The organism is Pseudomonas sp. XP1 (assembly GCF_053557675.1).
This window is the reverse complement of record NZ_JBNRIJ010000002.1, coordinates 11,022-23,846: the sequence shown is the minus strand read 5'-3', so window position 1 is coordinate 23,846 and position 12,825 is coordinate 11,022. Positions and strand designations below refer to the sequence as shown.

16 protein-coding genes are annotated in these 12,825 nt (G+C 63.8%); 5 read left to right on the top strand and 11 right to left on the bottom strand.

Features of this window, described 5'->3' with window-relative positions:
* Positions 1 to 85: 85 nt before the first annotated feature.
* The 5 genes from ACK1U9_RS02420 to ACK1U9_RS02400 all read right to left on the bottom strand — a co-directional run bounded on the left by ACK1U9_RS02420 (position 86) and on the right by ACK1U9_RS02400 (position 3,164).
* Positions 86 to 1,324 carry an RNA polymerase sigma factor gene (locus tag ACK1U9_RS02420; protein WP_449109681.1) on the bottom strand — a complete coding sequence of 413 codons (1,239 nt, stop codon included), beginning with the start codon at positions 1,322 to 1,324 and terminating at the stop codon, positions 86 to 88.
* Entirely contained in the window at positions 1,324 to 1,809 is a 486-nt protein-coding gene (locus tag ACK1U9_RS02415; protein WP_046614686.1) for an SRPBCC family protein, read from the bottom strand. Before ACK1U9_RS02415 ends, ACK1U9_RS02420 begins: the two co-directional genes overlap by 1 nt.
* Positions 1,810 to 1,830: 21 nt before the next feature.
* Positions 1,831 to 2,175 (bottom strand): YciI family protein, encoded by a 345-nt coding sequence (locus tag ACK1U9_RS02410; RefSeq protein WP_046614687.1) that lies wholly within the window; start codon positions 2,173 to 2,175, stop codon positions 1,831 to 1,833.
* A gap of 44 nt (positions 2,176 to 2,219) precedes the next feature.
* Positions 2,220 to 2,645: a YybH family protein gene (locus ACK1U9_RS02405; RefSeq protein WP_135002386.1), complete on the bottom strand. Its 426-nt coding sequence runs from the start codon at positions 2,643 to 2,645 to the stop codon at positions 2,220 to 2,222.
* Positions 2,646 to 2,906: 261 nt separating this feature from the next.
* Positions 2,907 to 3,164: a DUF2790 domain-containing protein gene (locus ACK1U9_RS02400; protein ID WP_004375752.1), complete on the bottom strand. Its 258-nt coding sequence runs from the start codon at positions 3,162 to 3,164 to the stop codon at positions 2,907 to 2,909.
* Between the two features lie 354 nt (positions 3,165 to 3,518).
* Between ACK1U9_RS02400 and ACK1U9_RS02395 the strand changes: the two genes are divergently transcribed.
* A complete protein-coding gene (locus tag ACK1U9_RS02395) occupies positions 3,519 to 3,887 on the top strand; it encodes a GNAT family N-acetyltransferase (protein WP_046614689.1) in 369 nt (122 codons plus the stop codon).
* Here ACK1U9_RS02395 and def read toward each other — a convergent pair.
* From def to ACK1U9_RS02380, 3 genes are all read right to left on the bottom strand, one after another.
* Positions 3,842 to 4,378 carry a peptide deformylase gene (gene def, locus ACK1U9_RS02390; RefSeq protein ID WP_135003020.1) on the bottom strand — a complete coding sequence of 179 codons (537 nt, stop codon included), beginning with the start codon at positions 4,376 to 4,378 and terminating at the stop codon, positions 3,842 to 3,844. The genes ACK1U9_RS02395 and def overlap by 46 nt on opposite strands.
* On the bottom strand, positions 4,375 to 5,334 hold the full coding sequence (locus tag ACK1U9_RS02385; RefSeq protein WP_046614691.1) for a YihY/virulence factor BrkB family protein: 960 nt from the start codon (positions 5,332 to 5,334) through the stop codon (positions 4,375 to 4,377). Before ACK1U9_RS02385 ends, def begins: the two co-directional genes overlap by 4 nt.
* A gap of 220 nt (positions 5,335 to 5,554) precedes the next feature.
* Positions 5,555 to 5,734, bottom strand: coding sequence for a CsbD family protein (locus ACK1U9_RS02380; protein ID WP_015271319.1), 180 nt, complete (start codon positions 5,732 to 5,734; stop codon positions 5,555 to 5,557).
* A 186-nt stretch (positions 5,735 to 5,920) separates the two neighbouring features.
* Here ACK1U9_RS02380 and ACK1U9_RS02375 point away from each other — a divergent pair, with 186 nt between their 5' ends.
* Positions 5,921 to 6,301, top strand: coding sequence for a hypothetical protein (locus tag ACK1U9_RS02375; protein WP_013973727.1), 381 nt, complete (start codon positions 5,921 to 5,923; stop codon positions 6,299 to 6,301).
* Here the strand turns inward: ACK1U9_RS02375 and ACK1U9_RS02370 are convergent, their stop codons facing one another.
* Entirely contained in the window at positions 6,302 to 7,138 is an 837-nt protein-coding gene (locus tag ACK1U9_RS02370; protein ID WP_449109680.1) for a CvfB family protein, read from the bottom strand.
* A gap of 130 nt (positions 7,139 to 7,268) precedes the next feature.
* On the opposite strand from ACK1U9_RS02370, the gene ACK1U9_RS02365 reads away from it, so the two are divergent.
* Positions 7,269 to 8,129 (top strand): DUF6279 family lipoprotein, encoded by an 861-nt coding sequence (locus ACK1U9_RS02365; protein WP_046614692.1) that lies wholly within the window; start codon positions 7,269 to 7,271, stop codon positions 8,127 to 8,129.
* A 129-nt stretch (positions 8,130 to 8,258) separates the two neighbouring features.
* Here the strand turns inward: ACK1U9_RS02365 and aceK are convergent, their stop codons facing one another.
* Positions 8,259 to 9,974 carry a bifunctional isocitrate dehydrogenase kinase/phosphatase gene (aceK, locus tag ACK1U9_RS02360; RefSeq protein WP_342248404.1) on the bottom strand — a complete coding sequence of 572 codons (1,716 nt, stop codon included), beginning with the start codon at positions 9,972 to 9,974 and terminating at the stop codon, positions 8,259 to 8,261.
* A gap of 248 nt (positions 9,975 to 10,222) precedes the next feature.
* On the opposite strand from aceK, the gene ACK1U9_RS02355 reads away from it, so the two are divergent.
* Positions 10,223 to 11,098, top strand: a complete 876-nt coding sequence (locus ACK1U9_RS02355) for a DMT family transporter (RefSeq protein WP_046614694.1) — start codon at positions 10,223 to 10,225, stop codon at positions 11,096 to 11,098.
* Between the two features lie 13 nt (positions 11,099 to 11,111).
* Positions 11,112 to 11,570: a DUF4265 domain-containing protein gene (locus tag ACK1U9_RS02350; RefSeq protein ID WP_085602086.1), complete on the top strand. Its 459-nt coding sequence runs from the start codon at positions 11,112 to 11,114 to the stop codon at positions 11,568 to 11,570.
* A gap of 3 nt (positions 11,571 to 11,573) precedes the next feature.
* Here ACK1U9_RS02350 and ACK1U9_RS02345 read toward each other — a convergent pair whose 3' ends face one another.
* Positions 11,574 to 12,455, bottom strand: a complete 882-nt coding sequence (locus ACK1U9_RS02345) for a DMT family transporter (RefSeq protein WP_041505660.1) — start codon at positions 12,453 to 12,455, stop codon at positions 11,574 to 11,576.
* Between the last annotated feature and the right edge of the window lie 370 nt (positions 12,456 to 12,825).

Sequence of the window (12,825 nt, the reverse complement as noted above, 5' to 3'; positions counted from 1 at the left end):
GCTCCCACCGGATCACCACAATGTTCAAGCCTGTGATGACCCTGTGGGAGCTGGCTTGCCGGCGATAAGGCCGGTAAAGCAAACATCATTCGATAGCCTGCAACCGCCGCTCGATATGCCTGCGCTCCGGCTCCTGCCGGGTCAGCGCCAGCGCCTGCCGCCAGGCCGCACGCGCCTGCTCCACATGCCCCAGCTGGTAATACAGCTCGGCCCGCGCCGCATGGGCCAGGTGATAGTCCAGCAGTTCACCCCGCGCCAGAATCCCTTCGACCTCCCGCAGGCCAGCCTCCGGCCCATCCCGCTTCGCCAGCGCCACGGCCCTGTTCAGCTCCACAACTGCTGACGGCCAATGCCGCTGCAGCACGTCATACAGCCCGACAATCTCCGCCCAGTCGGTCGCTGCTGCCGTCGCCGCTTCGGCATGCACCGCCGCAATCGCCGCTTGCACGGTATAGGCACCAAACGCCCGGCTTTGCAGGGCCTGACGCACCAGCTCGCAGCCTTCTACGATGCGTTGCCGGTCCCACAGGCTGCGGTCCTGATACTCCAGTAATACCAGGTTGCCCCGGCCATCGGTACGTGCCCGCTGCCGGGACGCCTGCAGCAACATCAAGGCCAGCAGGCCGACCGCCTCCGGGTCGGGCAGCAACTGCACCAGCAGCCGCGCCAGGCGAATGGCTTCGTCGCTCAGTTCCTGCTGCAACAGCGCCTCGCCCGACGACGCCGAATAGCCCTCGTTGAACACCAGGTAGATCACCCGCAGCACGCTCTCCAGCCGCTCGGGCAGTTCGTTTAGCTCCGGCACCTGATAAGGGATGCCGGCATCGCGGATCTTGGCCTTGGCGCGCACGATGCGCTGGGCGATGGTGGCCGGGCTCTGCAGGAATGCACGGGCAATCTGCTCGGTGGTCAGGTCGCAGACTTCGCGCAGGGTCAGCGGCACCTGGGCATCGGCGGACAAGGACGGGTGGCAGCAGGTGAAGATCAGCCGCAGACGGTCGTCAGCCAGCAGTTCTTCCTCGCTGGGGTCCTGTGCCTGGCCGTCGAGCAGCATGCTCAGGTCTGCCTGGGAACGGTCGAATCGGGCCCGTCGACGCAACGCATCGATGGCCTTGAAGCGGCCGGTGGACACCAGCCACGCCCGCGGGTTATCGGGAATACCGTCGCGCTGCCAGCGCTCGACGGCGATGAAGAAGGCATCGTGCATGGCCTCCTCGGCCAGGTCGAAATCACCCAGAAGGCGGATCAGTGTCGCCAGGATGCGCCGTGACTCGCTCCGGTAGACCGCCTCGACCTCGGCACGTACCTGCGCCAGTACCGACATCAGTCGGGCATCCGCTGGGTCACCACCTCCACCAGGCGGTCCAGGCTTTCTCCCCAACCCTGGTGGAAGCCCATTTCCTCATGGGCGCGGCAATCGGCGGCATTCCAGTGCCAGGCGCGGGCGGTGTAGCGGGTTTTGCCCTGCTCCTCGTCAAAACTGATCACGGCAGTCATGAAGGCCTTGTCCGAAGGTACCCAGCCTGGGCCGAAGGCATCGGTGAACACCAGACGCCGCGGCGCGGCGATTTCCAGGAACACGCCCTGGTTCGGATACTCGCTGCCATCCGGCGCCCGCATCAGGGTGCGGAACAGGCCACCGCTCCACAGCTGCATCTCGCACTCCGGGGTGGTCATGCCGTGCGGCCCCCACCACTGCATCAGCCACTGGGGCTCGGTCCAGGCGCGGAACACCTTGGCCGGTGGCGCGTCGATCAGGCGGCTGATGGACAACTCGTGTTGCGCTTGCGCGGGGTGTGCAAGGCTCATGCTGTTAGGTCTCCATTGCTGTCAGGGTTGCAGTTCGCGCACCGGCCGCACCTCGACACTGCCGACCCGCGCGGCGGGGATGCCCTTGGCGATGTTCAGCGCCTCGTTCAGGTCGCGGGCTTCCACCAGGTAGAAGCCCGCCAGTTGCTCCTTGGTCTCGGCGAACGGGCCGTCGGTCAGGCTCATGTGCCCGTTGCGCACGCGCACGGTGGTGGCGGTCTGCACCGGCTTCAGCGCCTCGGCCGCCAGCATTCGCCCGGAGCCTTGGATGGATTCGGCATACGCCATGCATTCGGCGTCTTCCGGGCTGTCGGGCAAGCTGTGCAGCAGCCCCTCGTCACAATAGACCAGGCACAGGTATTTCATGGTCACCTCCAGGGCATTGGCAAAGTGCGTTTGGCGATAACGGCTCAGGGCTTGAGATCGAACAGGGCTTTCTGAGTTGCCATGTCGAATGGCGCCGACCAGTGTTCGTGGATTACCTGCCACTGGCCACCTTGACGACGATAGCCCACGGTGGCGCGCATGAAGCCGCACTGGCTTTCGTTGTCCGCTGGGCCACAGCGGTTCAGCCAGTGCGCCAGGGCCAGGTCGCCATCGGCATGCACGGTAAGTTCAGCGAATTCGAAAACCATCTGGCCGGGGCACATGTTCATGCACATCTCCCAATGCGCCTGGTAGGTTGCCTTGCCTTTGAATTGCAGGGCCTGGATGGCATCGAAGGCGACAATATCGTCGGCATAGGGAGCGACGATGTTGGGGATGTCGCGGTCGCGCACGGCCTGCATCCAGCGCTCGATCAATTGGCGGATCTCGGTTTCGGCTGCGGTGCTCATCGGGGGTTCCTCCGACAGGTCATGGGTGATTGGGCACGGGGGTGCAACGTGCTCTCACCTATGGTCGAACGGGGGACGCAGGAATCGACAGGTCGAGGAAATTATTCTGGGTTGATTGTGGTTTGAAATGCATATCGGGGAATTGCATAGGGGCGACAAGGTGCATGCCTTGGGTGATGTGGCGCCTGTGAGACCGAGCGCCGCGCGGGCGGCGCTCGATCCCACAGGTGCTGAAAATGCTGTGGCGGGTCCTTGGCGGGCTCAACCCTGCTGGCACCCCTCACCCATGGCCCGGTACTGAATGGTGTGCACCTGGCCCTGGTGGTCTTCGTAAGTCATGGTCGCAGGTACCACTTCGCAGACGTTGGGGATGGTCGACAGGTTGATCACCCGCTTGATGTCCAGGTTCATGGAGTAGTCGTACTGCTGGGCGACGGGCTCGCTGGAGACGGGTCTGGCCTCATCGGCGAGGGCGAACGAGGACATACCGACCAATGCAAGAATCAGTAATGGTTTCATGTGAGTCTGCCTTTTGAGCATTCAAGCTGATCGATTGACTTCTATTGCCGTGCCCGGCGCGGAGAAGTTGCCATCTGCGGTGAAGATGGCACGAAGTACCGATCCCGCTTCGTACTGCCAGTGGGGATGAGTAAAAGTCTACTCCCGGCCAGGAATAGTTGAACCCCGAACTCGGACATTCACCCTTGCCAGATATGCAACAATCTGCGACAAGTTCACCGCAAAACATCGGGCCAGAGCCTCTGGCCACCTTTCAGGGCAGGGCGAGCAATTTCTGAAAATTTATACTGTTCGAAGCTTTCGGCCCCGGAACGCCGGCTGCTGGACCACTTCTACCGTCAGCACGGCTCACGCATGCGTGCTGCGGGCGATGCTGAGCTGTGGGTGGCGCGGGGCCCCGGCATCATCGCAGGCTTGAGCCTGAGCCCGGTGGGCGATGGCTTCTGGCTGACCGGGTTGTTCGTCGACCCGCAGCGGCGCAGCCAGGGGGTGGCCGGGCGGTTGGTCGAGGCGGCGCTGGCGCAGGCTGGCGGGCCCACCTGGCTGTTCTGCCACCCGGACCTTGCGCCCTTCTACCAGCGCCTGGGCTTCGACATGGCCCTGCAGCTGCCGGAAGCCCTGGCTGGCCGCTTGCAACGCTATCAGCGCAGCAAACGCCTGGTGGCACTGCAACGAGGTCAGTCGTCGCTGGCGTCGAGCCCGGGGAACAGCACCTCGGTGTAGCCGAACCGGGAAAAGTCCTGGATGCGTGACGGGTACAACCGACCGATCAGGTGGTCACATTCATGCTGCACCACCCGCGCATGGAAGCCGTCGGCAAAGCGGTTGATCGGATTGCCATGGGGGTCGATGCCTTCATAGCAGATGTGCTTGAAACGCGGCACCACACCGCGCAGGCCGGGCACTGAAAGGCAGCCTTCCCAACCATCCTCGATCTCGCTGGATGTCGGCGTGATGACCGGGTTGAGCAGGATGGTCTGCGGCACCGGTTCGGCATCCGGGTAGCGCTCGCTGCGCTCGAAGCCGAAGATCACCAGCTGCAGGTCGATGCCGATCTGTGGCGCGGCCAGCCCCACGCCGCCCACATGGCGCATGGTTTCGAACATGTCGTCGATCAGTTGCTGCAGTTCGGCACTGCCGAGCAGGTGCTCGGGCACTGGTGGGGCGATGCGCAGCAGGCGTTCGTCGCCCATCTTGAGAATGTCACGGATCATCGGGGTGTCGGCTCTGAAGATTGGTGCTCGCTCGGTACCGGGTGCTCATGGCCCAGCACGCTAATGGTCTCGCGGGGCTTGTGCTCATCGACGTCCTTCTCGCCAGGGTTCTTGCCCTCGCTCGACATGTGTTCGATCACTGCGTTCATCTCCGCGCCCAGCAGCAAAACGGCAGCAGAGATATAGAAATACAGCAATAGCACGATGATTGCACCGATACTGCCGTACATGGCGTTGTAGTCGGCAAAGGTCTTCACGTAGTAGGCAAAGCCCAGCGACGCCACGATCCAAACCACCACCGCCAGCACCGAGCCCGGGGTGATGAAGCGGAACTGCTGCTTCACATCGGGCATCACGTAGTAGATCAGCGCAACCGCCACCATCATCAGGATGATGATTGCCGGCCAGCGCAGAATGGTCCACACCGTGACGATCACCTCCTGCATGCCGACCTGGGCGGCAATCCACTCCATCACCTGCGGCCCCAGCACCATCAGCGCCGCAGCCACCAGCAACATGCCGGCAATGCCTACGGTGTAGACGATCGACAACGGGATGCGCTTCCACACGGGGCGGCCCTCGGGCACATCGTAGGCGGCGTTCATCGCGCTCATCATCAAGCGCACACCCGCCGATGCAGTCCACAGGGCAATCACGATACCCGCCGACAGCAGCCCGCCCTTGGACTGCTGCAACTGGTCGATCACCGGGTTCACCTGCTCCAGCGCCTGGGGTGGCAGCACCAGCTCCGATTGAAGGCGCAGCCAGGAGAAGAAGTCCGGCAGGTGCAGGAAACCGATCAGGGCGATCAGGAATAGCAGGAAGGGGAATAACGAAAACAGCATCTGGTAGGCCAGCGCGGAAGCGTAGGTCGACATTTCGTCGTCGAGGAATTCCTTGACGGTGCGTACCAGCACGCGGTGCAGGGGCAGACCGCGCAGGTCGGGGAAAATCATAGCGTCTCCTTTCGCCGCTCGATTCGTGAGTACCACGGTAAGTCTAATAGACCATGCCGTTACTGTGCTGATCCCGGCCATGCTGCAAGAATTTGCTTACGCCAGTACCGGCCTCTTCGCGGGTAAACCCGCTCCCACAGGTGCTGCACAGTGCGTGAAGTCTGTGCAGCACCTGTGGGAGCGGGTTCACCCGGGAAAAGGCCGGGACAGGCCACTTACATCAAGGCTTTTTCACCGCGTCCTTCACGTTGCCCTTGATCTGTTGCCCCTCGCCCTTGAGCTCCTGCGCTTCACCCTCGGCCCGCAGTCGCTCGTTGTCGGTCACTTTGCCGACACCCTGCTTGACGTTGCCGATCGCTTCGTTGGCCAGGCCTTTCGCTTTGTCTTTGGTACCGCTCATGGCAAAACTCCTGCAATTGGGGGCACGTGGACCGTGCCGACAGTCGGTGGACCCAACGCCTTCGCCAAGCGTTCCAACAGTTTTCCCGCCCTCGAGCCGAACGGCAAGGCGGTTGGCAAACCTTGCCCCGCTACCCGCCACCCCTCACAATGCAGGCCTTCATAGCGTCAACCCGCAGGAACCTGCATGAAACTCGACAAACCCGCCGCCATCGCCCGGCGCAACGAAGCACTGGCCCGCCCGGTGCTGACCAGCAGCAACACCCTGTTCGCCATCCTCGACCGCAAGCGCAACCTGTGGTGGTTCGAGGTGCCGGTGGCGCTGCTGCGCAAGGGCCAGCCCGACTGGGTCAACCTGCTGCTGCACACCCCGGAAAGCGACGAGCTGCAGCACTTGAAGGTGCCGACCAACTTCCTGCGTGCTCACCAGGAACAGATGGAAGTGCGCAACCCTGGCAAGCGCCGCTCGACCATCAGCCTGGCCCTCAGCGCCGACCGCGACTCGCTGCTGCGCGACACCCGCCCGGGTGGCGAGCAGCTGGACTTCCGTACCTTCGTGCAGGCCTGATCAGGCCTTCTCGATGCGATCGTCATGGATGACGATGCGGCCTTGCTTGAACAACCCGCCAATGGCCTTCTTGAAGTTGCCCTTGCTGACGTTGAACAGCTTGCTGATCAACGCCGGATCGCTCTTGTCGCACACCCCCAGCACTCCGCCTTCGGCCTCCAGGCGCGCCATGATCTGCTCCTGCAGGCTATAGGCCAGGGCAGCGCCGACCGGCTGCAGGCTCAAGGCGATCTTGCCGTCCGCGCGCACTTCCTTGATGAAACCCTTCTCATGCATGCCCGAGCGCAGGAACTTGAACACCTCGTTCTTGTGGATCAGGCCCCAGTGGCGGTTGTTGATAATCGCCTTGAAGCCCATTGGCGTCTCGCCGGCCACCAGAAGTTCGACCGGCTGGCCTACCTGGTAGTCCGCCGGGGTGCGGTCCAGGTAACGGTCCAGGCGAGAGGTGGCAGTGATGCGGCGGGTGCGCTTGTCGAGGTATACGTGCACCACGCAGTAGTCGCCGATCTTCAGCGGCCGCGCCTCTTCCGAGTACGGCATCAGCAGGTCCTTCGACAGGCCCCAGTCGAGGAAGATGCCGGCACCGTTGATGTCCTTGACCTTGAGGCTGGCGAACTCGCCAACCTGCACCTTGGGCTTTTCGGTGGTGGCGATCAGCTGGTCTTCGCTGTCCAGGTAGATGAACACGTTCAGCCAGTCATCCACTTCGGTTTCGGCGTTTTTCGGGATGTAGCGCCCGGGCAGCAGGATCTCGCCGTCGGCGCCGCCGTCCAGGTACAGGCCGAAGTCCACGTGTTTCACGATTTGCAAACTGTTGTAACGCCCAAGCAGAGCCATTTCCGATGTTCCTCAAGACAAGGCGACTATTCTACACCTGAAGCCAGCGCGCCGCCCGACCGCTGATGCAGTGGAACCGTCAGCGCCTCTTTGCGTCTACCGTCGGGCAAGCCCCCGCAAGGAACAGCCCATGCCGCTACGCCTGTCCAAAGCCCTGCTCGTCGCCATCGGCTGCGCCCTGGCCCTGGCCGCCTGCAGCCGTATCGACCTGGCCTACCGCAACCTCGACCGCCTGGTGCCGTGGTCGCTTGGCGACTACCTGGCCATGAACAGCGAGCAGAAGGCCATGCTTGACGACCGCCTGCGGGAGCACCTGGCCTGGCATTGCAAGACCCAGCTGCCCGGCTATCTCGACTGGCTGGACCGGGTACGCGACATGGTCGCCGACGACCAGGTGACCGACCAGGCCCTGCAGCAGCGTACCCGCGAAGCCCGCGAGGCGATTGGCCGGGTGGCCGAGGAAATCACCCCTTCGGCCACCGAACTGCTGCGCGGCATGAGCGATGCCCAGGTGGCGGAGATGCGCGAGGCGTTCCGCGAGGACATCAGCGAACGGCAGAAGAAGTATGTGGATACGCCGTTGGACAAGCAGATTGCCCGCCGTGCCGAACGCATGGAGAAACGCCTGACGCCGTGGTTTGGCGAGCTGACCGCGGTACAAAAGCAGCGCGTGCAGGCCTGGTCCCAGGCGCTGGGCGACCAGAACCGCGAATGGATCGCCAACCGCGCGCACTGGCAACAGCAATTGCTGCTGGCGATGAACCAGCGCAATGATGCCAGTTTCGAGCCGCGCCTGGCGACGTTGTTGCAGCGCAAGGAGAGCTTGTGGACGCCGGAGTACCGGGCGGCGTATCAGAATACCGAGCAACAGGCCCGCAGCTTGCTGGTGGACCTGGTGCACCAGAGTACCCCGCAGCAGCGGCGGTTCCTGCAGGAGCGGCTGGGCAAGGTGCGCACCGATTTCAGTGAATTGAAGTGTTTGAAAGGGTGAAGGTGGAAAGCAGGCACGGCCTCTTCGCGGGTAAACACGCTCCCACAGGCACCCCACTGGTTTCAAATCCTGTGCCGTACCTGTGGGAGCGGGTTTACCCGCGAAGGGGCCAGGCCTGCTAAAGCAAAGTCACCGCCCCTTGCGCCGATACGGAAACACATCGATCACCTTCCCTTCACGAATCGCCGCCTGCAGCCCCTTCCAGTAATCCGCGTCGTACAACTCCCCATGCAGCCGGCTGAACAAGCGCCGCTGGCCGATATCGGCAAACAGGAACGGCGGAAACTCCTCGGGGAACACGTCATGCGGCCCGATCGAGTACCACGGCTCGCCCGACATCTCGTCTTCCGGGTAACGCGGCGGCGGGATATGGCGGAAGTTCACTTCGGTCAGAAAGCTGATCTCGTCATAGTCATAGAACACCACCCGGCCATGGCGGGTAACGCCAAAGTTCTTCAGCAACATGTCGCCTGGGAAAATATTCGCCGCCGCCAGCTGCTTGATGGCCAGGCCGTAATCCTCCAGCGCCTCCAGCACCTGGCCCTCGCTGGCGTGTTCCAGGTACAGGTTCAGCGGCGTCATGCGCCGTTCGGTCCAGCAGTGGCGGATCAGCACCGTGTCACCCTCCAGCGCCACGGTCGATGGCGCCACCTCCAGCAGTTCGGCCAGGCATTCCGGCTCGAACTTGCTGCGCGGAAAACGAAAATCGGCGAACTCCTGGGTATCGGCCATGCGCCCGACGCGGTCGACGCTTTTCACCAGCCGGTACTTGTCGATCACCGTGGCGCGGTCGACTGTCTTCGACGGTGAAAAACGGTCCTTGATGATCTTGAACACGGTGTTGAAGCCCGGCAGGGTGAACACGCTCATGACCATGCCGCGCACCCCGGGCGCCATGACGAAGCGGTCGTCGCTGCTGGCCAGGTGGTTGATCAGCGCCCGGTAGAACTCCGACTTGCCGTGCTTGTAGAAACCGATGGAGGTATACAGCTCGGCAATGTGCTTGCCCGGCAAGATGCGCTTGAGGAAGTTGACGAACTCCGCCGGCACCGGCACATCGACCATGAAGTACGAGCGGGTGAAGGAAAAGATGATCGACACCTCGGCCTCGTCGGTGATCAGCGCATCGGCCTCGATACCGTGCCCTTCGCGGTGCAGCAGCGGGATTACCAGCGGCCACTGCTCGTCGCTGTTGAACAGCCGGCCGACCAGGTAGGCACCCTTGTTGCGGTAGAGCACCGGCACAAACAGCTCCAACGCCAGTTTCGGATCCTTGCATACCCAGTCCGGCAGGCACTCGCGCAGCTGATCTTCCAGGCGCGCCAGGTCGCCCTCCAGGTCGCCGTACGGCACTTCGAACGGGTAATCGCTGAACACCGCCCGCAGCAGGCTCTTGAGCCCAGCGTCAGGCCGATAGGTACGGGTTTGCGCGGCGCGCTCACGGCTGCGCATGGACGGCCGGGTGGTGTGGATGAACATGCAGCCGTCGCTGATCTGGTCGTGGCTGAACAGGCTGCAGAACAGCGAGTTGTACCAAGTCTCGGACAGCTCGTCGTCCAGCCGTGGGTCGATCAGGTGGATATAGGCGTTCTTCACCAGGGGCCATTGATCCACATCCAGCAGCACATCCTCGGCGAAGCCCTGACGTAGCCAGCCGTTGACCTCGGCGACCTTCTCTTCATAGAGATTGATGCGGGCGGCGGAGGCACGCTGGATATCCTGCCAATGCGCCTGCTCGAAGCGCTTGCGGGCACCGAGGGTGATGCGCTGGAAGTGGTCGCGGTAGTTGTCGAAGCCGGCGAGGATCATCCGGGCGATTTCGACAGCGGGCCAGGGCTGGGACATGCGAAGACCTCGGTGCGGTGTTGAGTTACAGAGCTTAGTCGCCTCTTGGTTTTTGCGGAGCCTGTGACGGCCTCTTCGCGGGCTCGCCCGCTCCCACAGGATTCCCACAGGGCTGAATGTTGCACAGAACCTGTGGGAGCGGGCGTGCCCGCGAAGAGGCCGGCACAGGTTTACACCGCAAGAAAGCACAAGAATCCCCTGCCCCCCTGGCGTACACTCGCGCCCCTGCCCTGCCTCCGGAGACCGTTGTGAGCCCCATCGCCCTAGCCCGTCTGCTGACCCTTGCCGCCGTCTGGGGGGCGAGCTTCCTGTTCATGCGCATCATCGCCCCCGAACTGGGCACGGTGCCGACGGCGTTCTTCCGCGTGTCCATCGCCTGTCTGGGCCTGGTCGCCCTGCTTGCCGCCGCCCGCGTGCGCTGGGACTTCCAGGGCAAGCTCGGCGCCTGCCTGGTACTGGGCATGATCAACTCCGGTATCCCCGCCACCTTCTACTCCGTGGCCGCCCAGGTGCTGCCAGCCGGCTACTCGGCAATCTTCAACGCCACCACGCCGCTGATGGGCGTGCTGGTCGGCGTGCTGTTCTTCCGCGAACCGATGACCCTGGCCAAGCTCTGCGGCATCTTCCTGGGCCTGTTCGGCGTCGGCATCCTCAGCGGCGCCGGCCCGGTGGCCCTGGACCTGGCCCTGCTGCAAGGCGCCCTCGCCTGCCTGGCGGCCACCACCTGCTACGGCTTTGCCGGCTTCCTCGCCCGCCGCTGGGTCAGCGGCCTGGACAGCCGCCTGTCGGCACTGGGCAGCATGCTCGGCGCCACCTTGATGCTGAGCCCATTGTTCGCCTGGAGCGCGCTGAGCCAGCCACCGGCCAGCTGGGGCGGCTGGCAGGTGTGGCTGTCGCTGCTGGGCCTGGGCCTGCTGTGCACAGCGTTCGCCTACATCCTGTACTTCCGCCTGCTGGAGGAGATCGGCCCGGTCAAGGCTAGCACCGTGACCTTCCTGATCCCGGTATTCGGTGTATTGTGGGGTGCGTGGCTGCTGGACGAACCGCTGTCGATGGCGCACCTGTACGGCGGCCTGCTGATTGGCCTGGCATTGTGGCTGGTGCTGCGCCCGGCGCGCAGCTGAAGCGGGGTACAGGATGAACGACGCGTACAAGAAGGTCCTGTTCCGCCTGGAGCAGGACGAAAACGGCTACCCGCCCGCCTCGGTCGAGGGCCTGTGGGCCAAGGCCGTGGAAGGCGGCCATGCCGTCGACAACATTCCCTTCCATGTCTACGGCATCGCCCCGGGCGACGTGATCGGCACCCGTGAGGAAGCCGGCGAAACCTGGTTCGCCGAACTGCGCCACAGCAGCGGCAGTTCGGTGTTCCGGGTTATCGTCAGGCCCCCGGAAACCCTGGACCAGGTACGCGCGGCCTTGCACGACTTCGGCTGCAACTGCGAAACCGAGCAGGCGGTGAAGATGCTGGCGGTCGAGGTCCCGCCGCAGCGCTCGCTCGACACCTTGCTCTACTACCTGCTCACCCAGCGCGAAGCCGGCCTGCTGGACTTCGAGGAGGGCGTATTGCGCCACGCCATCCCCGAAGAATTCCGCTAGGGCCTACGCCTCGGCCAAGCGCGCGGCGGGCTTGCGGAACACGAACAGCAGGCCCACCACGATCAACCCCATGCCCAGCAGGCTGAGCGGCGCCAGGCGGTTGCCGAAGATCAGCAGGTCCATCACCGCGGTCACTGCCGGCACCAGGTAGAACAGGCTGGTGACATTGACCAGGTTACCCTTGGCGATCAGTCGGTACAGCAGCAGGGTCGCCAGCAGCGAGACCACCAGCCCCATCCACAGCAGCGCGCCGACGAAACCGCCAGTCCACTCCACATGCAACGGCTGCAGCGGCGCGAACAACGCGCACATGGCAAAGCCGGCCAGGTACTGCAGCGGCAGCGTGCCCATGGGGTTGTCGGTGATGCGCTTCTGCAGGATCGAGCCGAAGGTCATGCTGGCCAGCGCCAGCAGGGCGAACAGCATCCCCGCCAGCGACACCCCGCCCAGGTTGATGCCCTGGTAGACCACCATGATCAACCCGCCAAGCCCCAACCCTAGGCCGAACAAGCGGCTCCAGGAGCGCTGGCGCTCCATCAGCACCACGGTCAGGATCGGTTGTACGCCCATCACCGTGGCCATGATGCCGGGGGTGACATGGGTATCGAGCGCCAGCAGGTAAAAGATCTGGTAGGCGCCGAGCAGCACACAGCCAGTGCCCAGGGCCCGAAGGATGGCCCCGCGACTGCGCGGCCAGCGCAACCCCAGCAACGGGCCGATCAGCAGCAGGCCGGCCAGGGCCAGCGCCGAGCGCAACAGCAGGAAGGCGAACGGGCTGGCATGCGCCAGGCCGAGCTTGGAGACGATCGCCCCGCTGCTCCACAGCAGGACGAACAGGCTGGTAGTGGCCGCCGAGGCCACGGATGCTTTGCTAAAGACAGACATGTAATGCCACCTGATATAAGGCGAATAAGCCAGACGGACGGCATGCGCTTCAGCGAGGGAAGCCGCCGACCGTGTTCAGTAGGTTGCGTGTGCGAAGGGTTGCGGCCAGAAGCCGATCAGCCCAGCACGACCACGCAAGGAGGCGGAGCTACGCCGCCTACGACGCCACTGACAGGTGGTGGTGGATAGTGACTGATCATCGCCGGCTGCTGGCAGCCACGCACGACCATGCCCGCGACTGGCGCGATGGCAAAGCTTGTGGTGGAAGGGCTGGCTGGCATGAACAGGTCTTCGGGAAGAGAACAATGGGCTGGACTATAGCCCGGTGCCCCATGCCTTGCAACCACTGCCTACGGTACTCGCGAGAACA